A 23,090-nucleotide genomic window follows, 5' to 3' on the forward strand; every position below is an offset into this window, starting at 1 on the left:
GGCTGACGGATCCGGGATCGCCCCCGGATCGTGCTGACGGGGCCCGGCCCGACATGACCACACCAACCCGGGCGACAGCCCTGGCGGCGGGATGGACGGCGCCAATGGGCGCCAGGCGCGCGGCTGCGGAACACTGGGCCCTTGACGACCCACCGCAGCGGCATTGATAAGAGCTTCATTCTACAGGACTTTGTGCGAGGCACAAAGTCCGCGTGCACTCGTGCGGACAAAACGATGTCAGGATTTGCCCGCCAGACCAGTCTATTCAAGCGAGACGGCCGCATTGCCCGGCCACCCCGGAACTCCTGCAAGGACCTGGCGACAAGGAAGGCCATGGACAAGAAAAAACTCGGACTCGCCGCGCTCCTGATCGCGCTCGTCGCGGCGTATTTCCTCCTCGATCTGGGCCGCTTCTTCAGCCTCGACTACTTCAAGAGCCAGCAGGCGGCCATCGACGCCTACCGCAACACCCACCCGTGGACCACGGCGGGCCTGTTCTTCGCCGTCTACGTGGCGGTCACCGCCCTGTCGTTTCCCGGCGCCGCGGTGCTCACCCTGGTTGCCGGGGCCATCTTCGGGTTGTGGTGGGGCACGCTGATCGTGTCCTTCGCCTCGACCCTGGGCGCCACCCTGGCCTTCCTGGTCTCCCGCTTCCTGCTCCACGACTGGGTGCAACAACGCTTCGGCGACCGCCTCAAGGCGATCAACGAAGGCGTGCGGCGCGAAGGCGGCTTCTACCTGTTCACCCTGCGCCTGGTACCGGCCTTCCCCTTCTTCGTCATCAACCTGGTGATGGGCCTGACGCCGATCCGCACCCGGACCTTCTACTGGGTCAGCCAGCTGGGCATGCTCGCCGGCACCGTGGTGTATGTGAACGCCGGGCTGCAGCTGAGCCAGATCGATTCGCTGGCCGGCATCCTGTCGCCAGGGCTGCTCGGCGCCTTCGCCTTGCTCGGGGTGTTCCCGCTCATCGCCCGGCGCGTCGTCGCCGCGGTGCAGGCGCGCAAGGTGTTCGCCCCGTGGGCGGCGCGCCGGCCGGCGCGCTTCGAGCGCAACCTGATCGTGATCGGCGGCGGCTCGGCCGGGCTGGTCACCGCCTACATCGCCGCGGCGGTGAAAGCGAAGGTCACCCTGGTTGAGCAGCACAAGCTCGGCGGCGACTGCCTGAACACCGGCTGCGTGCCCTCCAAGGCGCTCATTCGCTCGGCCAAGTTCCTGTCCCATGTCCAGCGGGCCAACGACTTCGGTATCGACGCGGCCGAGGCGCGCGTCGATTTCGCCCGCGTGATGGAACGGGTGCAGTCGGTGGTGCGCGCGGTCGAGCCCCACGACTCGGCCGAGCGCTACACGGCGCTGGGCGTGGACGTGATCCAGGGCTCGGCGAAGATCGTCACCCCCTGGGCGGTCGAGATCACCGGCGCGGACGGCCGTACGCAGACCCTCACCACCCGCGCCATCGTCATCGCCACCGGTGCCCGCCCGTTCGTGCCGCCGATCCCGGGCATCGACGACGTCGGCTACCTCACCTCCGACACGCTCTGGGAGCTGCGCGAACGGCCACGCCGCCTGCTGGTGCTCGGCGGCGGGCCCATCGGCTGCGAGCTGACCCAGGCCTTCGCCCGCCTCGGCAGCCAGGTCACCCAGGTGGAAATGCTGCCACGCCTCATGGCGCGCGAGGACGAGGACGTGGCCGAAGCCGTCATGGCCCGCTTCGTCGCCGAGGGCATCGACGTGCGCGTCGGCACCAAGGCGGTCCGGTTCCTCGTCGAGGACGGGGAGAAGATCCTCGTCGCCGAACGCGAGGGGCACGAGGAGCGCATCGCCTTCGACGCGGTCATCGTCGCCGTCGGCCGCGCCGCCAACCTCACCGGCTTCGGGCTCGAAGATCTGGGCATTCCCACCGCCAAGACGGTGGACACCAACGCGTTCCTGCAGACCCTCTATCCGAACATCTATGCCGCCGGCGACGTCGCCGGCCCCTACCAGTTCACCCACACCGCCGCGCACCAGGCCTGGTATGCCGCGGTCAATGCCCTGTTCGATCCGTTCAAGACCTTCAAGGCCGACTACTCGGTCATCCCCTGGGCCACCTTCGTCGAACCCGAGGTGGCGCGGGTGGGTCTCAACGAACAGGACGCGAAGGCGCAGGGCATCGCCTACGAACTCACCCGCTTTGGCATCGACGACCTGGATCGCGCCATCGCCGACGGCGAGGCGCACGGCTTCGTCAAGGTGCTCACCGTGCCGGGCAAGGATCGCATCCTCGGCGTCACCCTCGTGGGCGAGCATGCCGGCGACCTGATCGCCGAGTATGTGCTGGCCATGAAGCATGGCATCGGCCTGAACAAGATCCTCGGCACCATCCACATCTACCCCACCCTGGCCGAGGCCAACAAATACGCTGCCGGGGAATGGAAGCGGGCGCATGCGCCGCAGAAGCTGCTCGAATGGGTCGAACGCTTCCATGCCTGGCGCAGACACTGAGGAGTATCCGCGATGAGACCCCTGCCATCGATCATCCTCGCCGGCCTGCTGGCCGCGCCGCTCGGCGCCGCCCTGGGCGGCAGCTGCGAAGTCACCAGCGCGCCCACGCGCACCCCGCTGATCGAGCTGTACACCTCGGAAGGCTGCAGTTCCTGCCCGCCGGCGGATCGCTGGCTCGGCCATTTCCGCCAGGCGGACGACGTGGTCGCGCTCGCCTTCCATGTGGACTACTGGGACAACCTGGGCTGGCCCGACCGCTTCGCCGACCCGCGCAACAGCCAGCGCCAGCGCGACTGGGCGCGGCTGACCGGCGCGAGCACCGTCTATACCCCGCAGATCCTCGTCAATGGCGTGGACGCCCGCGCCTGGCGTGGCGGCGATCCGTTGGCCGGCCAGCACGGCCGGCCCGCCGGGGCACGCATCCATTTGCAGGCGCGGATGGACGACAGCGGCACCACGGTGACCGCGAACGCCAGCAGCGCCGATGCCCACACCCGCCTGCTCGTGGCCCGCTATGAAAACGGCCACGAGACCGCCGTACATGCGGGCGAAAACCGCGGCGCCACCCTGCACCACGATTTCGTCGCCCGCGAGTGGTTCACCCGAGCCCTGCCCGCGAGCGGCCCCTTGAAGGCACAATGGCGGTTCCAGGCGGGCGAACACGCCGGGGGCATCGCCGCCTTCGTGGAAGACACACGCACGGGCGAGGTGCTGCAGGCGGTCGCCCTGCCCGATTGCCGCGGCTGAGATCATGCACAACAGCGTCCCCACCCTGTCGATCGTCATGCCCGTGCTCGACGAAGCGGCGGGCATCCGTGCCGCCCTGGCGCCGCTGCAGGCGCTCCGTGCCGTCGGGGTGGAGCTGATCGTGGTCGACGGCGGCAGCGCGGATGCCACCGGCGCCCTGGCCCGCGATTGGTGCGACGCCCTGATCACCGCCCCCCGGGGCCGCGCGCGGCAGATGAACGCCGGCGCCGCCCACGCGCACGGCGACCTCCTGCTGTTCCTGCATGCCGACACCCGGCTGCCCGACGACGCCCTGGTGCACATTCGCCATGCCATTGCCGCCGGCGCCGCATGGGGCCGGTTCGATGTGCGCATCGAGGGGCGCCATCCCATGCTCGGCGTGATCGCGCGGCTGATGAACGCGCGCTCGCGCCTGACCGGCATCGCCACTGGCGATCAGGCCATGTTCTGCACCCGCGCGGCCTTCGAGGTGGCCGGCGGCTTTCCCGACCAGCCGCTCATGGAGGACATCGCCCTCAGTGCGGCCCTGCGGCACATCGCCCCCCCGCCTGCCTGCGCGCCCGGGTGCGCACCTCGGGCCGGCGCTGGGAGCGCCACGGCGTGTGGCGCACCATCGGCCTCATGTGGCGGCTGCGCACCGCCTACGCGCTCGGCGCCGACCCGGCCGACCTGGCGCGCCAGTACGGGTACCGCCCATGAGCCGCCCCCAGGTGGCCATCGCGGTGTTCGCGAAGGCGCCGGTCGCGGGCCAGGCCAAGACCCGGCTGATCCCCGCGCTCGGTGCGGCGCGCGCCGCCCGGCTGCATCAGGCCCTGCTCGAACGCACGGTGCACACCGCCTGCGCCGCCGGGCTCGGCCCGGTGACCCTGTGGTGCGCCCCCGACACCGACCACCCGGTCTTCACCGCGCTCGCCCGCCGCCACCCCATCGGCCGGCAGGCCCAGGTCGGGGCCGACCTGGGCGAACGCATGCACCACGCCTTCGCCCGCCACGACGCGGCGGGCCCCATGCTGCTGATCGGCACCGACTGCCCCGCCCTGGCGACGGCGGACCTCCAGGCCGCGGCGACGCGCCTGTGCGCCGGCGAGGATGCGGTGTTTACGCCCGCCGAAGACGGCGGCTACGTGCTCGTCGGCCTTCACCGCCCTGAAAAGCGCGTGTTCGACAATGTGCGCTGGGGCGGCGCGCAGGTAATGGCCCGCACCCGCGACAATCTGCGCGCGGCGGCGCTGCGGTGGACCGAACTGCCCATGCGCTGGGACGTGGACCGCCCCGTCGATCTGGCCCGCCTGAACACCCTGCGCCCCGCTCTGACCGACTGGTGAATGCGCCCATGATTCGACCCCTGATCCTGCTCCTGACCGGACTCCTCGTCGCCCTGCCGGCCTCGGCCACGATGTCGCAACCGCCCGCGGTGGCCGACGCGCCGCCGGGGCCGCCCCCGTCGGGCTGGGTGCACACCCAGATCAACGAGGACACCACGCCGACCCGCTTCAGCGTCGTGCGCGATCACGGCGAGGGCGTCATCCAGGCTCGTTCCGAGGCCGGCGCCTCGAGCCTGGTGCACACCCTGAGCGCACCGGTACCTGCCAGCGCGCAGCTGCGCTGGCGCTGGAAGGTGTCGAACGCGGTGCCCGGCTCCGACATGGCGCACAAGGCCACCGACGACTACGCGGCGCGGGTCTACGTGTTCTTCGATCTGTCGCGCGACAAGCTCTCGCTGGTGGATCGCATCAAGATCGACGCCGCGCGCACCCTGTGGGGTGCCGAGCTGCCCACCGCGGCCCTGTGCTATGTGTGGGGCACCAAGAATGCCATCGGCAGCATCGGCCCCAACCCCTACACCGACCGGGTGCGCATGATCGTGCTCGAGCGCGGCAACGCGCGCAGCGGCCAGTGGGTGATGGAGCAGCGCGACCTGGCGGCGGACTTCAAGGCGGCCTTCGGTGAGGACGCCCCGCCGGTCACCGGCATCGCCCTGGGGGCCGATACCGACAACACCGGTGCCGAGGTCGAGGCACGCTTCGCCGACATCCGCTTCGAGGCGCCGGCGCAGTGAAGCGCCTGGTGCTGCTCGGCGGCGGGCACGCCCATGTGCATGTGCTCGACGCCCTCGCCCGCACCCCCCTGGGCGAGGCGGTGGCCGTCACCCTCGTCTCACCGTACGCGCGCCAGATCTACTCGGGCATGCTGCCGGGCTGGATCGCCGGCCACTACCCCATCGACGCCTGCGCCATCGACCTGACCCGACTGACCCGGCGCGCCGGCTGCGGCTTCCGGCGCACGAGCGCGGTCGGTCTCGACCTGGCATCGCGCGAGGTGCTGTGCGAGGACGGCGCGCGCGAAGCCTTCGACTGGCTGTCGATCGACGTCGGCCCGAGTACCGGCAGCGCCGGCATCGACGGTACCAGCGCCCTCGCCGTGCGCCCGATCGAACACTTCATCGACGCCATCGACCGTCTGCTCACGCGGCTCGCCAACGCCCCGGAGACCCCGATCGCGCTGATCGGCGGCGGCGCCGCGGGGGTGGAACTGGCGTTCGCGCTGCGCCACCGCTGCCCGGGTGCCGCGATCAGCGTGATCGGCAGCACGCCCGAACCGCTCGACGGCCTGCCCCGGCGCCTGCAGCGCCATGCCGCGCGGCTCATGGCGGCACGCTCGATCCGCTGGATCGGATCGGCGCGGGCCGTCGCCGTCGATGCCGGGGGCGTCACCCTGGCCGACGGTGCCCGGGTGCCCGCGGCAGATGTCCTCCAGGTCACCGGCGCCGCCGCGCCCACCTGGCCGGCGGCGGCCGGGCTGGCCACCGACGCGCGCGGGTTCATCGCCGTGGACGCGACGCTGCGCTCCCGCTCCCATCCTTTCGTGTTCGCCGCCGGCGACATCGCCAGCTATCACACCCCACGGCCCAAGTCGGGCGTCTTCGCGGTGCGCGCCGGCCCGCCGCTGGCCGCCAACCTGCGCCGCGCGATTCGTGGCGAGCCGCTCGCGGCCTGGTCGCCCCAGCGCCGCGCCCTGTATCTCATCAGCTCCGGCGACCGCCACGCGCTGGCGGCCTGGGGGCCGCTGGCCTGGTGGGGCGACTGGGTATGGCGCTGGAAGGATCGCATCGACCGGCGCTTCATGGCCCGGTTCGGCACATGAGCCGACCGGGGGCCGAGCGCACCTCCTTCGGTTTGACACGAAATGCAGGCACAATGGGTGTTTTGAACCATGCCTCAACCCACTCGCCATGAACCGCCTGCTTGAAGTCCGCAAACAGGGCCAGCAAATCTGGCTCGACAACCTGTCCCGCAGCCTGATCCGCGACGGCCATCTCGCCCGCCTCGTTGAAGAGGACGGGGTCGCCGGGGTGACCACCAACCCGGCCATCTTCGAAAAGGCCATCGGCGGCGGGCAGTACTACGAGGGCGATCTGGCACGGCTCAAGACGCAGGATCTGAGCGCGGAGGCGCGCTACGAGGCGCTGGTGATTCCCGACGTGCAGGCCGCCTGCGACGTGCTCCGCCCCACCTGGGTCGACAGCGGCGGCGAGGCCGGCTACGTGAGCCTGGAAGTCTCCCCCGACCTGGCCCATGACGAAGACGCCACCGTCGCCGCGGCGCACCGATTGCACGCGGCGGTGGCACGCGACAACGTGCTCATCAAGGTGCCGGCCACGCCGGCCGGCGTGCGCGCGGTCGAACGGCTCATCGCCGACGGCATCAGCGTGAACGTGACCCTCATGTTCTCCCTCGCCCACGTGGACGCGGTCGCCTCGGCCTACGTGCGCGGCCTGCAGCAGCGCGCCGGCGCCGGCAAGGACATCTCCAAGGTGTTCTCGGTGGCGAGCCTGTTCCTGTCGCGGGTCGACACTCTGGTCGACGGCTGGCTGGAGGAGAACGGCAAGCCCGAGGCGCTCGCCCTGCGCGGCCGCAGCGCCGTCGCCATGGCCAAGCGGGCCTACCAGATGTACTGCGAACGCTACGACGAGGATCCGGTCTTCGCCGCCCTGCGCGACAAGGGCGGGCGGCCGCAGTACATGCTGTGGGCCAGCACCGGCACCAAGAACCCGGCCTACAGCGATCTGCTCTACGTGGAGCCGCTCATCGGTCCGGAGACGGTCAACACCCTGCCTGACGCGACCCTGGCGGCCCTGCTCGACCACGGCCAGGTGGCGGCGCGGCTGGACGAGGATCTGGACGCGGCGGTGGCCCAGTACGAGGCGCTGGCCGCCTTCAACATCGACATGACCGAAGCGGGTGAAACGCTGCAGGCCGCGGGCGTGAAGCAGTTCGAGGACGCCTTCGCCAAGCTGCTGGCGGTCACCGCCTGAGGCACTCCGCGGGCGCCGCCTTCAGGGATGGGGCCGCTCGCCCTCGTCGTCGCGCGGCGGTAGCTGATCGAGCTTGACCAGCTGCGCCTGCAGGGCTTCCAGATCGCGGGCCGCCGTTCGCAAGGCCATGAAGCGCGAGGCCATGGCCTCGAGCCGATCGCTCATCATCACCATCATCTGACGGGTCGCCCCCAGCGGCGAGCCGGCGTTGGCGCGCAGGCAATCGATTTCGAGCTGGAACTCGCGTAATCGCGCCCGGGCCTCCACGGGGAAGCCGTCGATCACGCTGTTGAGATAGCGCTCGCGGGCGTGGAAGTAGGCTCGCGGACTGCGCCTGGCCAGGTTCGCCCATGCATCGAAATCGAACTGTGACATGTGCCGGTGCCTCAAAAAAGGACCCTTCCCGACCGATCGTACGGACAGTTTTCCCATCCGACAAGGCGATCATGTCACACATGGCAGCGCGCCCCGGTCAGGTCAAAGAGACCTGCGGGGCGCGCTGGGAGACAACTTTTATCGAGGAATCAGGCGGCTAGCAGCGGCTGCTTGATCAGTTCGGCACGCGGGACGCCATGGCGTTCACCCGGCCCGCCGAGCAGTTCCTTCATGTCGAGAATGAGCACGATCTGGCCGTTGGACAGGGTCGTGACCCCGGCCACGCCGTTGGGGCGGAAGTCGTCGAGCGACTTGATGACCGCATCCTCGCGACCGGCGAAGCTGTCGATGGCGAGAATGAAGCTCTGCTCCGCGGTCTGCATGAGCACCCCGTACTCGGGCTGGTTTTCCTGCGGCCAGCCGAGCAGATTGGCCAGCGGGAGGATGGGCAGCACTTCGCCGCGCACCACCATGGTGGCACGCCCGCCCACCTCCTGGACCTCGTCGGCCTCGATCGGCAGGATCTCGCGCACCATGGACAGGGGCACCGCCAGCGGCTGTTCGCCCAGGCGCACCAGCAGCACCGGCAGGATGGCGAGGGTCAGTGGCAGGCTGATGATGAAACTGGTGCCCTGACCGGCGGAGGACTTGATGTCGATGGCGCCGTTGAGCTTCTGGATGTTGGTGCGCACCACGTCCATGCCCACGCCGCGCCCCGACACGTCGGAGATCTGGCCGGCGGTGGAGAAGCCGGGCAGGAACACCAGGTTGTAGCTCTGGCGCTCGTCCATGGTGTTGGCTTCCTCATCGGTGATGAGGCCCTTGGACAGGGCCGAGGCGCGCAGCTTCTCGGCATTCATGCCACGGCCGTCGTCGGCCACCATGATGATGATGTGATCGCCTTCCTGGCGGGCGCTGAGGCGCAGGACGGATTTGGTCGACTTGCCGTTGGCCTTGCGCTCGTCCTTGCCTTCGACACCGTGATCCACCGCGTTGCGGATCAGGTGGATGATGGGATCGGACAGATCCTCGATCATGGTCTTGTCGATCTCGGTCTCTTCGCCCTCGAGCACCAGCTCGACGTCCTTGCCCAGGTTGCGGGCCAGATCGCGGGCGATGCGCGGATACTTCTGGAACAGGCGGCCGATGGGCTGCATGCGGGTCTTCATGACCGCGTTCTGCAGGTCGGAGACGAGCAGGTCGAGCTGGCTGACGGCCACGTCCAGCGCATGCAGGGTGTCGTTGTCGTTGTCGCCGTTGAGAATCTGGCTGCGCAGGGCGTTGAGCCGGTTCTTGGTCAGGCCGATCTCGCCGGACAGGTTCAGCACCTGGTCCAGGCGTACGGTGTCGACGCGGATGGAGTTGTCGCGTTGCTTTTCGCCTTCACGACGACCGCTCGGGCCGGAATAGCCGGGTTTGTCGGTGGCGCGGCGGCCGATCGCAGCCTTGATGATCTGCTCGGGCGGCTCCTTGGGTTGCGCGGGCGGCACGTCGATGAGCTCGGTCTTGGCAGGACCGGCCGGCGCCGCAGTCGCGCTGCTCGTGGCCGGCACGCCGGTGACCAGCTGATGCAGCTGCCCCCAGTCGGGACCGCCTGTGGCCGCCGGTGCGGCCGCGGCGGGTGCGTCGGCGGCCGGCGTTTCGGCCGCGGCGCCCTCGGCGTCCAGTTCGCCGGCCAGCGCCAGGCGCAGGTTTTCGATCAGATCCGGGTTGGCAGCGGGCGGCTGGGTCCCCTGTTCGAGATAGCCGAACATGTCGCGCACCCCGGCGGTGGCGGAGAGGATGACATCCATGGTCCCCTGCGACACCACCAGTTCGCCGTTGCGCAGCTTGTCGAACAGGTTCTCGGTCAGATGGCACAGCTCGACCAGATGGGAGGCCGCCAGGAAACCCGCACCCCCCTTGATCGTGTGGAATCCACGAAAGATCTCGTTGAGCAGGGCGGTATCGTCCGGCGCACGTTCCAGATCGACCAGCTTGTTGTCCACTTCCGACAACAGGTCGCCGGCCTCGACGAGAAAGTCCTGAAGAAGGTCTTCCATTCCAGCGAAATCACTCATTGTTCTCGCTCCGCTTCCCATTCGGTCGTGCTACGACGCGTGCCGCAAACACGAAAGCCTTGTTCGTTGGTCAGAATCCGAGGGACTCGAGCAGGTCGTCCACCTGCTCCTGACTGGTCACCACGTCGTCCCGCCCTTCGGAGGTCACGACCGGCCCGTTCATGAGCCCCTCATCGCCCTTGCGCTGCGGTTTCTTGTCCTGCGGCGCGGTTTCGATCAGCACGTTGAGCAGTTGCGACTCGACCATCTGCGCCATGTCGACGACGCGCTTGATGACCTGCCCGGTCAGATCCTGGAAGTCCTGCGCCATCATGATCTCGGTGAGCTGGGCATTGGTCGCCCGGCTGTCGTCCACCGCGGCCCCCAGGAAGGTCCGGGTGCGCTCGGCGAGCGACTTGAACTCGTCCTGCGAGAGCTGGTTGGCGAACAGCTTGTCCCACTGCGCCTTGAGATCGGCAGCGCCATTCTCGATGCGATCCTGCATCGGCTTGGCGATGTCGGTGGCGTTGAGCACGCGGCTGGCCGCCTGCTCGGTCATCTGGGCGATGTAGGTCAGGCGCTGACGGGCATCCGGCATGACTTCGGCCGCGTCCTGGAGCGCCTGGTCGAAACCCAGTTCGGAGAGCGCATTGTGTACTTTTCGCGTCATCTGTCCGATTTTCTGATAGACGACGTCACAGCTGTGCTCGGCCATGGCGTCTGGGATCGGCGCGCTCGCCGATGCGAGGGCCGGCTCGGTCACGGCCACATCGTCAGCTGGCGCCTCGGCGACGGCGCCTGCGGTCTCGAACTCGCTCGCGACCGAATCGAAGAGCGATTGCAGCTCGTCGGAGTCGCCACCGGCTGTCGGCTTGGCGTCGACGACCTCCAGTTTCGGCTTCTCCGCCGGGGTACCGGCGATGCTGTCGAACAGGGCCTGCAGATCGTCCGAGTCTCCGGTTTCGTCGAATTTCGTGCGTTTGGTCATGGTCGGCCTCCCTTCAGTTCATGGCGTTCAGGCGGCCGCCTGCTTTCCCATTTTCTCGAAGATCTTTTCCAGTTTCTCGGACAGCGTCGCCGCAGTGAAGGGCTTGACGATGTAGCCACTGGCGCCGGCCTGGGCCGCCGCGATGATGTTTTCCTTCTTGGCCTCGGCGGTGATCATGAGCACCGGCAGATCCTTGAACTGCGGGGTCTTGCGGATCGTCTGCAGCAGGGTCAGGCCGTCCATGTTGGGCATGTTCCAGTCGGTCACGACGAAGTCGAAGCCGCCGCTGCCCAGTTTCTGCAGCGCCACGACGCCGTCCTCGGCCTCGTCGACATTCGTGAACCCCAGCTCCTTGAGGAGGTTGCGCACGATCCGCCGCATGGTGGAAAAGTCATCGACAACGAGAAATTTCATGTTGGGATCTGCCATAGTTTTCTCCGGTGTAATTCGTTACGCCCGATACCGCTCACCGGTTTCGCAGCAAGAGCGGACGCAAGGTGTCCGCCAGGTTGTCCGCATCGAACTTGGCCACGTAGGCATCGACGCCGACGCGCTTGCCCATGGCCCGGTTGGCTTCGGACGACAGGGACGAGTGCATGACCACGGGGATGCCCTCGAAGCGGGCGTCGTCCTTGATGTTGCGCGTCAGCACGTAGCCATCCATCTCCGGCATTTCGGCATCGACAAGGATGAGGTCGACCTCGTCCTTGAGCGGTCGTTCGCAGGCCTGCGCATGCTTGGCCATGCCCTCGAGCCGGGTCCAGGCCTCGAGTCCGTTCTGCGCGTGCTTGTGGCGCACGTTCAGCTTGTCGAGCACCTCGGCGATCTTCTTGCGCGCCACCGCGGAGTCATCGACGAAGAAGACATTGACGTCGTGCTCGGTGTTGAGCGGCGAAATGTTGCCGATGACGGCCTCGCCGAAGGTGTTGGCCAGGATCGTCTCGACGTCGAGGATGGACACCAGCGTGCCGTCGCCCAGTTCGGTGATCGCGGTGATGTAACTGTGCACGCCGGGAGAGACGTTCTCCGGGGTGCGCACCTTGTCCCATTCGACCCGGATGATGCGATCGACCTCATCGACCAGAAAGCCCAGGGTGCGTTTGCTGTATTCGGTCACCATCATCGACTGGCCGAGCTCCGCGCCGGGCTTGGCCAGACCGAGCACCTTGGCCAGTTCGAGCACCGGGATGACGTTGCCGCGCAGGGAGATGAGCCCTTCCACCCCGTTGGGCATGTTCGGCGCCTTGGTGATGAACGGGGTCTTGGAGACTTCACGCACCTTGAAGACGTTGATGCCGAAGGTCTCGCCGGTGCCCAGGGAGAACAGCAGGATCTCCATGCGGTTCGAGCCGGCCAGCTTGGTCCGGGCGTCGACGTCGTCGAGCAGGTTCTTCTCCGCCTCCTCGAGCGCGGCGTGCATCTTCTTGGTAGCCAGATCACTCATGTTCGGAATTCCTTCCTGGTTCAGGCGGCCGCCGCGTCCTCGCCGGACGCGAGCAGTCGACGCAGCGTGGTGGACAGGCGCTGGGGTTCGAATTTCGGCACATACTCATCGACCCCCACTGACAGGCCCAGCTGCTGGTTGGACATGCTCGACAGGGACGAATGCATCAGGACCGGAATGCCTTCGAAACGCGGATCGGACTTGATCCGCTTGGTCAGGATGTAGCCATCCATCTCCGGCATCTCGATGTCGGTGAGAATGACGCGCACCAGTTCCTTGACCTTGCGGCCGGTCGATTCGGCCACGCTGGCCATCTTGAGCAGCTCTTCCCAGGCCATGCGCCCGTTGACCGCGCCGATACCCCGGGCGCCGAGCGCGTCGAGCGTGCGCTGGATCTGGTTGCGCGCCACCGAGGAATCGTCGGCGTACAGCACGGTCACATCCGGCTGTTCGAGCGGAACGATGCCCTTGAACAGGTATTCGTCGTCGTAGCCGGAGGTCTCGGAGAGCACCTTCTCCACGTCGAGCATCATCACCAGCTCGTTGTTCTTCAGTTCGGTGACCGCGGTGACGAGGCCGCCCATCTTGGCCACCAGCATCTCCGGCGGCACGCGCATCTGCGACCAGTCCAGGCGCAGGATGGTGTCGACCGCCTCGACCAGGAATCCCTGGGTGTGACCGTTGTATTCGGTCACGATCATGATCTCGCGCTTGGTGTCGGTGCCGATGCCGGTGTATTTGGCCAGATCCACCACCGGCACCAGGGCGCCGCGCAGACTGACCATGCCCTCGACCGCGGACGGCATCTCCGGCGCCGCGGTGATCGGCGGCGTGCGCATCACCTCGCGCACCTTGAACACGTTGATGCCAAAGGTCTCCCGCCGGCCGGTCCGTGAATCCGAACCGAGCGAGAACAGCAGGATCTCCAGCTTGTTGGTCCCCGCCAGGCGGGTCCGGGCATCAATGTTTTTCAGCAAGTCCGACATGTATTTTCTCCGAGGGCGCGCCCGCTTCGATGGGCACGCTCAGCTCCGCAATCAAGGCTGTCTACGGCAGGGCTCCGTTCATCCTTTAGGCGCGATAGCCAACCCGCAGTCCGCCCCAGTGGCGGCCTTTCACATACACCGGGGACGAGACGTCGTGCATGATCTCGCCGGTGTCGCGGCGGTAGGTCTGAATCAGGAACTCCAGTTCGTGCGCGCCGCACTGCTTGCCGACCGGGTCGTCGAAGATCCGCTTGCTGCGGTTGCCGACGAAGTCCTTGTCATAGTCGCCGGTCAGCGGCTGGCAGAAGGCGCTGTTGTGCGTCGGGACGTAGCCCCGGGTGTCGCAGCCGATCGCATAAACGATGCCCGGATCCTCCTTGAGCAACGCCTCCTGGATGACCGGGAAGAGCTCGTCGGTCAGCTTGTCGAAGCGCGTGGAGTATTTCTGCGGCTTGGTGTTGGGGATCGGCTGGTAGTTGTGATCGAACAGGGCGGCTTCGTCGATGCGGCCGCTGGCGATGGCCTTCTCCAGTGCCTCGCCGATGCGCTGGGCGCCTCGGGTGGCGACGGTCGGCATGCGTCCGTGGGCCTGCATCGCCGCTTCACCCGCGGCCCCCAGGCGGAACACATTGCTGATCTCGTGGAGGTTGGCGGCCAGGGACTCGAGACGGCGCGCCTCGGCCTGGGTGCTCGACGCGCCCTCGGTGTTGCGCTCGACCATGTGGATGATCTCGCGCACGTTGGCGACCACGCCGTCGGCCTCGCGGCTTTGCTGGTTGATGGAGGTGGCGATGGCGTCGATCTTCTCCATCGTCTCGGTCGCCCCCTGGTTGATCTTCTCGAGCGCGCCGGCCGCCTGACGGGCCAGTTCGGCACCGGAGCGCGCCTGGTCGGAGCCGGCACGGATCGAACCGATCGCAGTGCGGGTCTCCTCCTGGATCGCTTCGATCATGGTGCTGATCTCGGTGGTGGCGGTCGAGGTCCGCTCGGCCAGCTTGCGCACCTCGTCGGCCACCACGGCGAAACCACGCCCCTGTTCGCCGGCGCGGGCCGCCTCGATGGCGGCGTTGAGCGCCAGCAGGTTGGTCTGGTCGGCAATCTCGCGGATCACCTTGACGATGCCGCTGATGGCCTCGGAGCGCTCGCCGAGGGCGCCGATGACCTGGGCGGACTGTTCCACCGAGCGGGCGATGCGCTCGATCTCCTCGGAGGCCCGGATGACGATCTCGCCGCCTTCCATGGACAGCTCGCGCGCCTGCTGGGCGTTGCGTGCGGTCTGGCTGGCGTGGTCGGCCACGGCGTTGACGCCGGCGGTCATCTCTTCTATTGCGCGCGCCATGCTCTCCGAGGCGCTGCGCTGGGTCTGCGAGCCCTCGGCGACCATGTCGGCCTGCGAGGACATCTGATCGGCCGACTCGGCGACCCGGTTGGCGTCGTAGATCACCTTGCCGATGATGCCCTGGAAGCTCTCGACGAGATCGTTGAAGCGGTCGCCACAACGCCCCACCGGGCCCGTACCCAGCTCGACGCGGTGCGACAGGTCGCCCTGCTTGTACATCCGCACGAACGCATCGCTGAGCGACTGCAGCGGTTGGGTCACACGTGAGTTGAACAATGCCGCCAGGACGCCAGCGACGATCGCGCCGACGATGACATGCCCGACGACAAGGGTCACCGAGAGGCCGGCTCCACCGATGGCGGCGACAGCCACCCCCAATGCAGCGACCGCGGCACACACCAGTGCCCACACCAGAGTCATACCCATCTTCGAATCCTCCACCGATTCAGCAAACGAGGTGCGAATTTGTAATAGCTTTCCATGCACCAGTAAGCCGGATTACGGAACGGGGGCCGTTTTCTTTAGCGGTTCGTTACCGTGGCATGACACGACGAAAGTTAGATGCGCCGCAGCATCGACGACGGCGCAAAGACGACGAAGGCCGTCGCTCCGATGAGAAGCGACGGCCTCGATCGCATCCGGCAAGCGGCCTGCGCCGCCCGGTTCAGGCGATGGCGAACAGCTTGCTGAAATTGGCGATTTCAAGCACCTGACGCACGCTGCCACGCGCATTGACCAGGCGCACCTCACGGCCGGCACTCTTGGCCTTGTCGCGCAGCATCAGCAACATCCCCAGCGCCGAGCTGTCCAGATACGCCACCTCGGCCAGGTCCACGTCGACCCGTCCTTCCTTCTGCAGCACGCTGTCCACGCCGTCGCGGAATTCGCGGTGGGCATTGAAATCGAAGCGTCCGCCCAGCTTGAGCACCGTGCCTTCCTGCCCCTTGGTTACCGTCACATCCATGTCTGTTCCCTCCTGTTCAGTTAATGTCACCGCTGGCCCGAGGCGCGCAGCGCGCCCCCGTGCGCCAGCGCATTGACGAGACGGCTCGCAATCTCGTCGAGCGGCGCCACTTCCTGCGCTGCCCCGATCCGTGCCGCTTCACGCGGCATCCCATACACGACGCAGGACGCTTCGTCCTGCGCCACTGTCCAGCTACCAGCCTCACGCATGGCGAGCATGCCCTGCGCGCCATCCTTGCCCATGCCGGTGAGCAACGCCCCCACCGCGGCCCGCCCGGCCAGGCGGGCGGCACTGTGGAACAGGACATCCACCGAGGGCCGGTGGCGATTGACCGGCTCGGCGCCGGACAGTTCGCACACGTAGCGGCCGCCCCGCTTCGCCAGCAGCAAATGGGAATGCCCGGGGGCCAGATAGGCATGACCGGGCAGCACCGGCTCGCCATGTTCGGCCTCCTTCACGCTCAGCGCACACAGGCTGTCGAGGCGCTTGGCGAAGGAGCCGGTGAACATCTCCGGCATGTGCTGCACCATGAGCACCGGTGGACACTGCGCCGGCAACCGGGTGAGCACCTGGCGGATGGCCTCGGTGCCGCCCGTGGACGCGCCCAGGCAGATGAGGCGACTGGCGACGACCTGCGGCGGAAGCGCCCCCAGGGTGTCGCCCGAGGCAGGCGTCGACGGATTCGAACGCCCGATCCGGGCCCGGCAGGCGGTACGGATCTTGTCGCAGATCTCCTTGGCCGAGGCTTCGAACGCGGCGGTGTTCGACGCGCGCGGCTTGGCGACGAAGTCGACGGCGCCCAGTTCCAGCGCGCGGATGGTGGCCTCGGACCCCAGCGCGGTCAGCGTCGACACCATGACCACCGGCATGGGCCGCAGGCGCATGACCCGCTCGAGAAAATCGAGCCCATCCATCTTGGGCATCTCGATATCGAGCGTCATCACGTCCGGATTGGTTGCCTTGATCATGTCGCGGGCGACGAGCGGATCGGGCGCCAGCCCGACCACGGTCATGTCCGGCTGACTGTCCACCACCGCCTTGAGCATGGCGCGGATCAATGCAGAATCGTCACAGATGAGCACCTTGATGGTCATGAGCCCGGATTCATCCAAACAGTTCGACGTCGCCGGACACCGGCGCAGCCGAGAGCCGGTCGGCGTATTCGCGTTCGCGCTCGAGCACGGTGTCGTTGCGGGTACGCATCATCTTCTTGAGCATCACCCGCCCTTCGAGCGGGAAGTAGTACACCTTGCGCGGATAGACATCGAGCAGATCCTCCGCAAGGACGGGAATGCGCTCCTTGGCCAGGTACTCGCGCACGAAGTCCACGTTGCGCTGTCCCACATCGCTGCCGGCCAGTGACGCCATGACCCGTCCGCCCCCGAAGATCTTGGCTTCCAGGTCGTCGCGCCGCGCGCCCATCTTGAGCAGGTGGTTGATCAACACCTCCATGGCATAGGCACCATATCGGGCCGACGGGGACAAGGCCTCGGATGCACGGTCGGTCTTCGGCAGCATGAAGTGGTTCATGCCCCCGATGCCCAGACGGCGGTCGCGGATGCAGGCCGACACGCATGAGCCGAGCACGGTGACCAGCACCATCTCCTGACCGGTCACATAGTACTCGCCCGGCAGCACCTTGACCGCCTCGCATTCGAAGGTCCGGTCGAAATACTGGTTGGTCGCCAGATGTTCCGCAAAGGCGGGGTCGTTACGCACCGGCATCGCTGCGCTCGTAGACCGTGCGTCCCAGCGAGCGGAACAGGTCCGACGCATGCAGGAAGCTTTCCGAATGGCCGGCAAACATGAGCCCCTCCTTGCGCAGCAGCGGCACGAAGCGCTTGAGCACCGCGTACTGGGTGGGCTTGTCGAAGTAGATCATCACGTTGCGGCAGAAGATGAAATCCAGCGGCCCCTGGATGGGATAGCTCGTATCGAGCAAGTTGATGCGGCGGAAGCGCACGATCTCCTGCAGCTCGGGACGAATCCGCACCTGGCCGGACTGGGTGCCGGCGCCTTTGAGAAAGTACTTGCGCAGGCGCTCCGGGTCGAGCCGGTCGACCCGGTCGGCACGAAACACGCCGGCCTCGGCCTGGGCGAGCACCTGGGTGTCGATATCGCTGGCAAGGATCTGCACCGGCGGGCGCAGGGTGTTGAACGCTTCGCATGCGGTCATCGCCAGCGAATACGGTTCTTCCCCGGTGGAGGCGGCGGCGCACCAGATCTTGATCGGGCGCGACAGCCCTTTCATTGCGCGCAGTTTGTCGGCGAGCAGGTCGAAGTGGTGCGATTCGCGAAAGAAGGAGGTCAGGTTCGTGGTCAGCGAGTTGGTGAAGGTTTCCCACTCGTCGTGATCCTGATCGAGCCGCCTCAGGTAGCCGGCGAAGGTCCGCTCGCCACAGGCGCGCAGGCGGCGCGCGAGCCGGCTGTAGACCATGTCCTGCTTGGCCGGCGAGAGCGAGATCCCGGCGTGCTTGTAGATGAGCTGCCGGATCTTCTCGAAATCGTCGGCGGTGAAGTGGAACTCCCGATCGCCGGCGCCGGCAGCCGCCGGGGCGCGAGGCGCATCCACGGCCTTGGTGCTTCGATCACGCACGGGGGCGCTCACGATCAGAACTCCTCCCACTCGTCGGTCACCGGACTGGCCGAGCCCTTGACCTTCGGCAGCGGCGTACTGCGTTCCGTGCGTGCGGCCCCCCGGGCAGGCAGCCGGGACACTTTCGCCGGCGTCTTGGCACGCGGGGGCGGCGGCGCCTCGACGGCGTCGAAGTCCTCGTCGCCGAGGCGGAACATGGCCACCGTCTGCGCCAGCGCCGAGGCCTGGTCCTGCAGACTTTCGGCTGCGGCGGCGGCTTCCTCCACCAGTGCCGCGTTCTGCTGGGTCACCTCGTCCATCTGGGTGATCGCAATATTGACCTGCTCGATGCCACTGGCCTGCTCGACCGAGGCGTTGGCGATCTCGGCCATGATCTCGGTGACCTTGCGCACCGAGTCGACCACCTGCTCCATGGTCTGCCCGGCCTTGTTGACCAGTGCCGAACCGGAACTGACCTTATCCACCGAATCGGAGATCAGGGTCTTGATTTCCTTGGCTGCGGAGGCGCTGCGCTGCGCCAGGTTGCGCACTTCGGCGGCCACCACCGCGAAGCCGCGCCCCTGCTCGCCGGCACGCGCCGCCTCGACGGCCGCGTTCAGGGCGAGGATGTTGGTCTGGAAGGCGATGCCGTCGATCACGCCGATGATGTCGGCAATCTTGTTCGAAGCCTGCGAAATCTCGCTCATGGTCGAGACCACCTCCCGCACCACGTCGCCACCCTTGGAGGCCACGTCGGAAGCGCCCGCGGCCAGCTGGTTCGCCTGCTTGGCATTGTCCGTGTTCTGACGCACCGTCGAGGTCAGCTCCTCCATGGAACTGGCGGTCTCCTCCAGACTGGACGCCTGGTTCTCGGTCCGCCCCGACAGGTCGGCGTTGCCCTGGGCGATCTCGTGCGAGGCAGTGTTGATGGCGCCGGTCGCCTCCTTCACCCGCGCCACCACATCGGCCATGCTGTCGACCAACGCGTTGACGCCGGAGCACAACGTCTCGATCGAACCGTGCTTGCCTTCAAGCGGAATGCGCCGGGTCAGATCGCCTTCCTGGGCCGCTGCCACGACTTCCTGCGTCTGCGCCACCGCCTCCTCCATGGCGCGCGCCTCGCGCACCTGCTCGGTGACGTCGGTGGCGTACTTGACGACCTGGAAGACACGACCGTTCTGGTCGAAAATCGGGTTGTAGCTGGCCTGGATCCAGACTTCGCGGCCGCCCTTGCCGATGCGCTTGTATCGTCCGGCGTCGAACTCGCCACGCCCCAGTTTCTCCCAGAAGGCGCGATAGGCCGGCGAAGCCACGTCCTCCGGGTCTACGAAAATGCTGTGATGCCGGCCGCGAATCTCCTCGAGGGTGTAACCCATGGCCTCGAGGAAGTTGCTGTTGGCGCCGACGATCGTACCGTCGAGCTTGAACTCGATCACCGCCTGGGCCCGGTCGATGGCCGCGAGTTGACCGGCGTTGACGCGCATTTCGGTCACATCCGCCCATTGCAGCATGTTGCCGACGTAGTCGCCCTGTGCATCGAACATGGCGGTCACGTTGAGGGAAATCTTCATGTCGCCGACGGAAATGTCGGTCTCGTAGGGCAGGCGCGACGGATCGGACAGCAAGCGCCGCTGGTGCTCCGGCCTTTCATGGAATTTGTCGATGCACTCCCCGAGCATGCGCTCCGGATCGAAGTCCGGCCACACGGATCGGAACATGTCGATCCGCGCACGGAACAGATTCGTGGTGGCCTGATTGACATAGGTGATCACCAGATCACGATCGACCGTCATGATGGCGTTGGTCACGTTGTCGGCCAGGGCCTTGTAGAAGGCCAATTCGGCGCTGGGCGCCTTGCCCGTGTCCGCCCTGGTATCGCGCTCATTCATGGTTCATTCCCTCGCTGCACATCCCGACGCGCCTCGCTCATCGGCGCATCCGTCGACATTCATCCATCCCGCCGGCACATGAGGCCTGCTCGGCGACCACCGGCCCATCCGGTCAAAACTCGTCCCACTCGTCGTCGAGCCCGCCGATCGCACGCTTGACCTTGGTCACGGGCGTGCTTCGCGCCGTGCCGCGCAGCGGCAGGCGAGACACCTTCGTCGGCGTCACGGCACGCTGGCGCGGCGCGGCCGCGACAGCGCCGACCTCCTCTTCGCCCAGATGGAACATCGCGACGGTCCGGGACAGCCCGTCGGCCTGGTCCTGGAGACTCTCGGCCGCCGCTGCCGCCTGCTCCACCAGCGCCGCGTTCTGCTGGGTCACTTCGTCCATCTGCGTGATCGCGTTGTTGACCTGCTCGATACCGCTGGCCTGCTCGATCGACGCATTGGCGATTTCGGCCATGATCTCGGTGACCTTACGCACCGATTCGACCACTTCCTTCATGGTCTCACCCGCCTTGTTGACCAGTTCCGACCCGGAATTGACCTTGTCCACCGAGTCGGAGATCAGGCCCTTGATCTCCTTGGCGGCACCGGCACTGCGCTGGGCCAGGTTGCGCACCTCGGCGGCCACCACGGCGAAGCCGCGGCCCTGCTCGCCGGCCCGCGCTGCCTCGACCGCCGCGTTCAGGGCCAGAATATTGGTCTGGAAGGCAATGCCGTCGATCACGCCGATGATGTCGGCGATCTTCCTGGAAGCGGTGGATATCTCGGCCATCGTCCTGACGACCTCGCTCACCACCTGCCCGCCCTTGCCGGCCACGTCGGACGCACCCACGGCCAGGTGGTTCGCCTGGGTCGCATTGTCCGAATTCTGGCGCACCGTCGACGTCAGCTCTTCCATCGAACTGGCGGTCTCCTCGAGACTGGAGGCCTGGTTTTCGGTCCGGCGCGACAGATCCGCGTTGCCCTGGGCGATTTCCTGCGACGCCCCGTTGATGGCGGTGGTGGCCTCTTTCACCCGCGCGACCACGTCGGCCATGGCGTCGACCAGCGAATTGACCCCGGCGCACAACGCCTCGATGTTGCCGTCCTTGCCCTCCAGCGCAATCCGCTGCGTGAGGTCGCCCTCACGGGCGGCGGCGACCACCGCCTGGGTCTGGGCGACGGCCTCTTCCATGGCATGCGAAGCACGCACCTGGGCGGTCACGTCGGTCGCGTACTTGACGACTTTGAACGGCGTTCCGTTCATGTCCAGAATGGGGTTGTAGCTGGCCTGGATCCACACTTCCCTGCCCTGTTTCGACAGGCGCATGTACTGGCCCGCGTCGTATTCACCGCGAGCGAGCTTGTCCCAGAACTGACGGTACTCGGCGCTCTGGCCGTACTCCGCCGTCACGAACATGCGGTGGTTCTTGCCCACCACCTCGTCGCGCCGGTAGCCCATGACGTCGAGAAAATTGTCGTTGGCCGAAAGAATGGTGCCGTCGAGCGCGAATTCGATCACCGCCTGAGCCTTGTTGATCGCCTTGATCTGCCCTTCGTTCGACGCGTTTTCGAGCCGCTGGCGGGTCACATCGGTCGCGTACGTGACCACGCGAATCACACGGCCCGTCGCGTCGATGATCGGGTTGTAGTTCGACTGGAACCAGACCTCGTCCCCGTTCTTGGCGATCCGCTTGTATTGCCCCACGGCCAGTTCGCCCCGACCCAGCTGCGCCCAGAACGCCGCGTACTCGGCCGTTTCGGCATAAGCGGGATCCACCAGCACGCGGTGGTGGCGCCCGATGAGCTCATTGCGCCGGTAGCCCAGGATGGTCAGGAGATTTTCGTTCGCCTCGAGGATCTTGCCCTCGGGATCGAATTCGAGAATGGCGCGCGCACGGTCGATGGCGTCGAACTTGCCCTGGTCGAGTCGGGCGGTGGTGACATCGGCCCACTGGAGGACGATGTCGTCGGCTCCGCCTTGGGCATCGGTGCGCACATGACGCCGTACCGAGAACGTCTTGGTACCCAGCTGGACATCCGTGACCACCGGCCCCTGCACCGTCGCGTCCGGCAGGTTCAGCGCAGACAGATCCACACGTTCACCGATGGCCGTGGCAGGATCGAAACCCGCCCAGACGGTCTGAAACGCCGCCGCGTTGTCACCAAAGAACTCCACGGCGGCCGGATTCAGGTAACGGATTCCATGGTTCCGGTCGAGTACCATCACCGCGCACGAGACCAGCTCCACCAGCGCCGCGAGAAAGGCCGGTTCAACGCTTGCTTCCGCCTCGGTGGAACGATGGGGCGTCGACGTGTCTTTCACTTCGCTCACTTTGGTTTCCTTTTTCTTGTCCCTGAACGAACCGTCACGACGGGACGGCGAATGTGGTTGCCCCGATCGCGATTACTGAACGGCCCGGTCGGTCAGGCCAAGCTCGGGACTGAGCAGCAGACGCTCGATATCGATGAGGATCAGCATGCGTTCGTCCATGGTGCCGATGCCGCGAATGTGGCCGCTATCCATGGCTGAACTGAATTGCGGCGCCGGCTTGATCTGTTCGGCGTCGAGCGTGATCACGTCGGAGACGCTGTCGACCACGACGCCCACGACCCGCTCGCCCACGCTGAGGATGATCACCACGGTGAATTCGTTGTAGGTCACGTCACCGAGACTGAACTTGATGCGCAGATCGAGGATGGGCACGATGGTGCCACGCAGGTTGATGACCCCCTTGATGAAGGACGGCGTGTTGGCAATTCGGGTCACCGCGTCGTAGCCACGAATCTCCTGCACCCGGAGGATGTCGATCGCGTACTCCTCCTCTCCCAGGGTGAAGGTCAGGAACTCCTGGGCCACCGCGCCCTCGTCCACGCCCTCAACTCGGGCCATCGCGCTCGCCGCGTTCAGTTGCTGCAACATTTGCACGCTCCTTCTGTTCGTGTCCGGCAGTGGTATCGGC

General features: G+C 66.9%; 21 protein-coding genes and 1 pseudogene. 8 read left to right on the plus strand and 14 right to left on the minus strand.

What is annotated here, in order from left to right:
- The first annotated feature begins 333 nt into the window (after positions 1-333).
- The 8 genes and pseudogenes from G3580_RS11795 to tal all read left to right on the plus strand — a co-directional run bounded on the left by G3580_RS11795 (position 334) and on the right by tal (position 7,546).
- Positions 334-2,484 carry an FAD-dependent oxidoreductase gene (locus G3580_RS11795; RefSeq protein ID WP_173765747.1) on the plus strand — a complete coding sequence of 717 codons (2,151 nt, stop codon included), beginning with the start codon at positions 334-336 and terminating at the stop codon, positions 2,482-2,484.
- A 12-nt stretch (positions 2,485-2,496) separates the two neighbouring features.
- Positions 2,497-3,231 carry a DUF1223 domain-containing protein gene (locus G3580_RS11800; RefSeq protein ID WP_173765748.1) on the plus strand — a complete coding sequence of 245 codons (735 nt, stop codon included), beginning with the start codon at positions 2,497-2,499 and terminating at the stop codon, positions 3,229-3,231.
- A gap of 37 nt (positions 3,232-3,268) precedes the next feature.
- A pseudogene (locus G3580_RS11805) lies at positions 3,269-3,727 on the plus strand (TIGR04283 family arsenosugar biosynthesis glycosyltransferase); the annotation flags it as partial.
- Between the two features lie 68 nt (positions 3,728-3,795).
- Positions 3,796-3,930 (plus strand): hypothetical protein, encoded by a 135-nt coding sequence (locus G3580_RS20265; protein ID WP_267313310.1) that lies wholly within the window; start codon positions 3,796-3,798, stop codon positions 3,928-3,930.
- Complete coding sequence (locus G3580_RS11810; RefSeq protein ID WP_173765750.1) at positions 3,927-4,556, plus strand: TIGR04282 family arsenosugar biosynthesis glycosyltransferase; 630 nt, start codon at positions 3,927-3,929, stop codon at positions 4,554-4,556. Before G3580_RS20265 ends, G3580_RS11810 begins: the two co-directional genes overlap by 4 nt.
- A gap of 8 nt (positions 4,557-4,564) precedes the next feature.
- Complete coding sequence (locus G3580_RS11815; protein ID WP_173765752.1) at positions 4,565-5,290, plus strand: DUF3047 domain-containing protein; 726 nt, start codon at positions 4,565-4,567, stop codon at positions 5,288-5,290.
- Entirely contained in the window at positions 5,287-6,375 is a 1,089-nt protein-coding gene (locus G3580_RS11820) for an FAD-dependent oxidoreductase (RefSeq protein WP_173765754.1), read from the plus strand. Before G3580_RS11815 ends, G3580_RS11820 begins: the two co-directional genes overlap by 4 nt.
- A gap of 88 nt (positions 6,376-6,463) precedes the next feature.
- Positions 6,464-7,546, plus strand: coding sequence for a transaldolase (tal, locus tag G3580_RS11825; protein ID WP_173765756.1), 1,083 nt, complete (start codon positions 6,464-6,466; stop codon positions 7,544-7,546).
- 21 nt (positions 7,547-7,567) lie between these two features.
- On the opposite strand, the gene G3580_RS11830 is transcribed toward tal, so the two are convergent.
- From G3580_RS11830 to G3580_RS11895, 14 genes are all read right to left on the minus strand, one after another.
- On the minus strand, positions 7,568-7,921 hold the full coding sequence (locus G3580_RS11830) for a DUF3135 domain-containing protein (RefSeq protein ID WP_173765758.1): 354 nt from the start codon (positions 7,919-7,921) through the stop codon (positions 7,568-7,570).
- 149 nt (positions 7,922-8,070) lie between these two features.
- The gene (locus G3580_RS11835) at positions 8,071-9,981 is read right to left on the minus strand and encodes a chemotaxis protein CheA (protein ID WP_173765760.1); all 1,911 of its coding nucleotides are present in this window, start codon (positions 9,979-9,981) and stop codon (positions 8,071-8,073) included.
- A gap of 70 nt (positions 9,982-10,051) precedes the next feature.
- Complete coding sequence (gene cheZ / locus G3580_RS11840; protein ID WP_173765762.1) at positions 10,052-10,948, minus strand: protein phosphatase CheZ; 897 nt, start codon at positions 10,946-10,948, stop codon at positions 10,052-10,054.
- A gap of 27 nt (positions 10,949-10,975) precedes the next feature.
- Positions 10,976-11,377: a chemotaxis response regulator CheY gene (gene cheY / locus G3580_RS11845; RefSeq protein WP_173765764.1), complete on the minus strand. Its 402-nt coding sequence runs from the start codon at positions 11,375-11,377 to the stop codon at positions 10,976-10,978.
- Between the two features lie 37 nt (positions 11,378-11,414).
- Positions 11,415-12,392, minus strand: coding sequence for a chemotaxis protein (locus G3580_RS11850; protein ID WP_228720647.1), 978 nt, complete (start codon positions 12,390-12,392; stop codon positions 11,415-11,417).
- Between the two features lie 20 nt (positions 12,393-12,412).
- The gene (locus G3580_RS11855) at positions 12,413-13,378 is read right to left on the minus strand and encodes a chemotaxis protein (protein WP_173765766.1); all 966 of its coding nucleotides are present in this window, start codon (positions 13,376-13,378) and stop codon (positions 12,413-12,415) included.
- Between the two features lie 85 nt (positions 13,379-13,463).
- Positions 13,464-15,143 carry a methyl-accepting chemotaxis protein gene (locus tag G3580_RS11860; RefSeq protein ID WP_173765768.1) on the minus strand — a complete coding sequence of 560 codons (1,680 nt, stop codon included), beginning with the start codon at positions 15,141-15,143 and terminating at the stop codon, positions 13,464-13,466.
- Between the two features lie 238 nt (positions 15,144-15,381).
- On the minus strand, positions 15,382-15,681 hold the full coding sequence (locus tag G3580_RS11865) for an STAS domain-containing protein (protein WP_173765770.1): 300 nt from the start codon (positions 15,679-15,681) through the stop codon (positions 15,382-15,384).
- A gap of 26 nt (positions 15,682-15,707) precedes the next feature.
- Complete coding sequence (locus tag G3580_RS11870; protein WP_173765772.1) at positions 15,708-16,775, minus strand: protein-glutamate methylesterase/protein-glutamine glutaminase; 1,068 nt, start codon at positions 16,773-16,775, stop codon at positions 15,708-15,710.
- A 10-nt stretch (positions 16,776-16,785) separates the two neighbouring features.
- Positions 16,786-17,406 carry a chemoreceptor glutamine deamidase CheD gene (cheD, locus tag G3580_RS11875; RefSeq protein WP_173765774.1) on the minus strand — a complete coding sequence of 207 codons (621 nt, stop codon included), beginning with the start codon at positions 17,404-17,406 and terminating at the stop codon, positions 16,786-16,788.
- A complete protein-coding gene (locus G3580_RS11880; RefSeq protein WP_407670903.1) occupies positions 17,393-18,289 on the minus strand; it encodes a CheR family methyltransferase in 897 nt (298 codons plus the stop codon). Before G3580_RS11880 ends, cheD begins: the two co-directional genes overlap by 14 nt.
- Before the next feature lie 2 nt (positions 18,290-18,291).
- The gene (locus G3580_RS20380) at positions 18,292-20,145 is read right to left on the minus strand and encodes a methyl-accepting chemotaxis protein (RefSeq protein WP_173765776.1); all 1,854 of its coding nucleotides are present in this window, start codon (positions 20,143-20,145) and stop codon (positions 18,292-18,294) included.
- A 112-nt stretch (positions 20,146-20,257) separates the two neighbouring features.
- Entirely contained in the window at positions 20,258-22,462 is a 2,205-nt protein-coding gene (locus G3580_RS11890; RefSeq protein ID WP_217424474.1) for a methyl-accepting chemotaxis protein, read from the minus strand.
- A 72-nt stretch (positions 22,463-22,534) separates the two neighbouring features.
- Positions 22,535-23,050, minus strand: coding sequence for a chemotaxis protein CheW (locus G3580_RS11895; protein WP_228720648.1), 516 nt, complete (start codon positions 23,048-23,050; stop codon positions 22,535-22,537).
- Positions 23,051-23,090 lie beyond the last annotated feature (40 nt).

The organism is Nitrogeniibacter mangrovi, assembly GCF_010983895.1.
GTDB lineage: Bacteria > Pseudomonadota > Gammaproteobacteria > Burkholderiales > Rhodocyclaceae > Nitrogeniibacter > Nitrogeniibacter mangrovi.

Bases quoted from the DNA above. Each gene is read 5' to 3' on its own strand.
- G3580_RS11850 (WP_228720647.1), bottom strand. From the start codon at position 12,392: ATGAGTGATCTGGCTACCAAGAAGATGCACGCCGCGCTCGAGGAGGCG.
- G3580_RS11860 (WP_173765768.1), bottom strand. From the start codon at position 15,143: ATGGGTATGACTCTGGTGTGGGCACTGGTGTGTGCCGCGGTCGCTGCA.
- G3580_RS11895 (WP_228720648.1), bottom strand. From the start codon at position 23,050: ATGTTGCAGCAACTGAACGCGGCGAGCGCGATGGCCCGAGTTGAGGGC.
- cheD (WP_173765774.1), bottom strand. From the start codon at position 17,406: ATGCCGGTGCGTAACGACCCCGCCTTTGCGGAACATCTGGCGACCAAC.
- tal (WP_173765756.1), top strand. From the start codon at position 6,464: ATGAACCGCCTGCTTGAAGTCCGCAAACAGGGCCAGCAAATCTGGCTC.
- G3580_RS20380 (WP_173765776.1), bottom strand. From the start codon at position 20,145: ATGAATGAGCGCGATACCAGGGCGGACACGGGCAAGGCGCCCAGCGCC.
- G3580_RS11855 (WP_173765766.1), bottom strand. From the start codon at position 13,378: ATGTCGGACTTGCTGAAAAACATTGATGCCCGGACCCGCCTGGCGGGG.
- G3580_RS11870 (WP_173765772.1), bottom strand. From the start codon at position 16,775: ATGACCATCAAGGTGCTCATCTGTGACGATTCTGCATTGATCCGCGCC.
- G3580_RS11815 (WP_173765752.1), top strand. From the start codon at position 4,565: ATGATTCGACCCCTGATCCTGCTCCTGACCGGACTCCTCGTCGCCCTG.
- G3580_RS11835 (WP_173765760.1), bottom strand. From the start codon at position 9,981: ATGAGTGATTTCGCTGGAATGGAAGACCTTCTTCAGGACTTTCTCGTC.
- G3580_RS11810 (WP_173765750.1), top strand. From the start codon at position 3,927: ATGAGCCGCCCCCAGGTGGCCATCGCGGTGTTCGCGAAGGCGCCGGTC.
- G3580_RS11830 (WP_173765758.1), bottom strand. From the start codon at position 7,921: ATGTCACAGTTCGATTTCGATGCATGGGCGAACCTGGCCAGGCGCAGT.
- cheZ (WP_173765762.1), bottom strand. From the start codon at position 10,948: ATGACCAAACGCACGAAATTCGACGAAACCGGAGACTCGGACGATCTG.
- G3580_RS11865 (WP_173765770.1), bottom strand. From the start codon at position 15,681: ATGGATGTGACGGTAACCAAGGGGCAGGAAGGCACGGTGCTCAAGCTG.
- cheY (WP_173765764.1), bottom strand. From the start codon at position 11,377: ATGGCAGATCCCAACATGAAATTTCTCGTTGTCGATGACTTTTCCACC.
- G3580_RS11795 (WP_173765747.1), top strand. From the start codon at position 334: ATGGACAAGAAAAAACTCGGACTCGCCGCGCTCCTGATCGCGCTCGTC.
- G3580_RS11800 (WP_173765748.1), top strand. From the start codon at position 2,497: ATGAGACCCCTGCCATCGATCATCCTCGCCGGCCTGCTGGCCGCGCCG.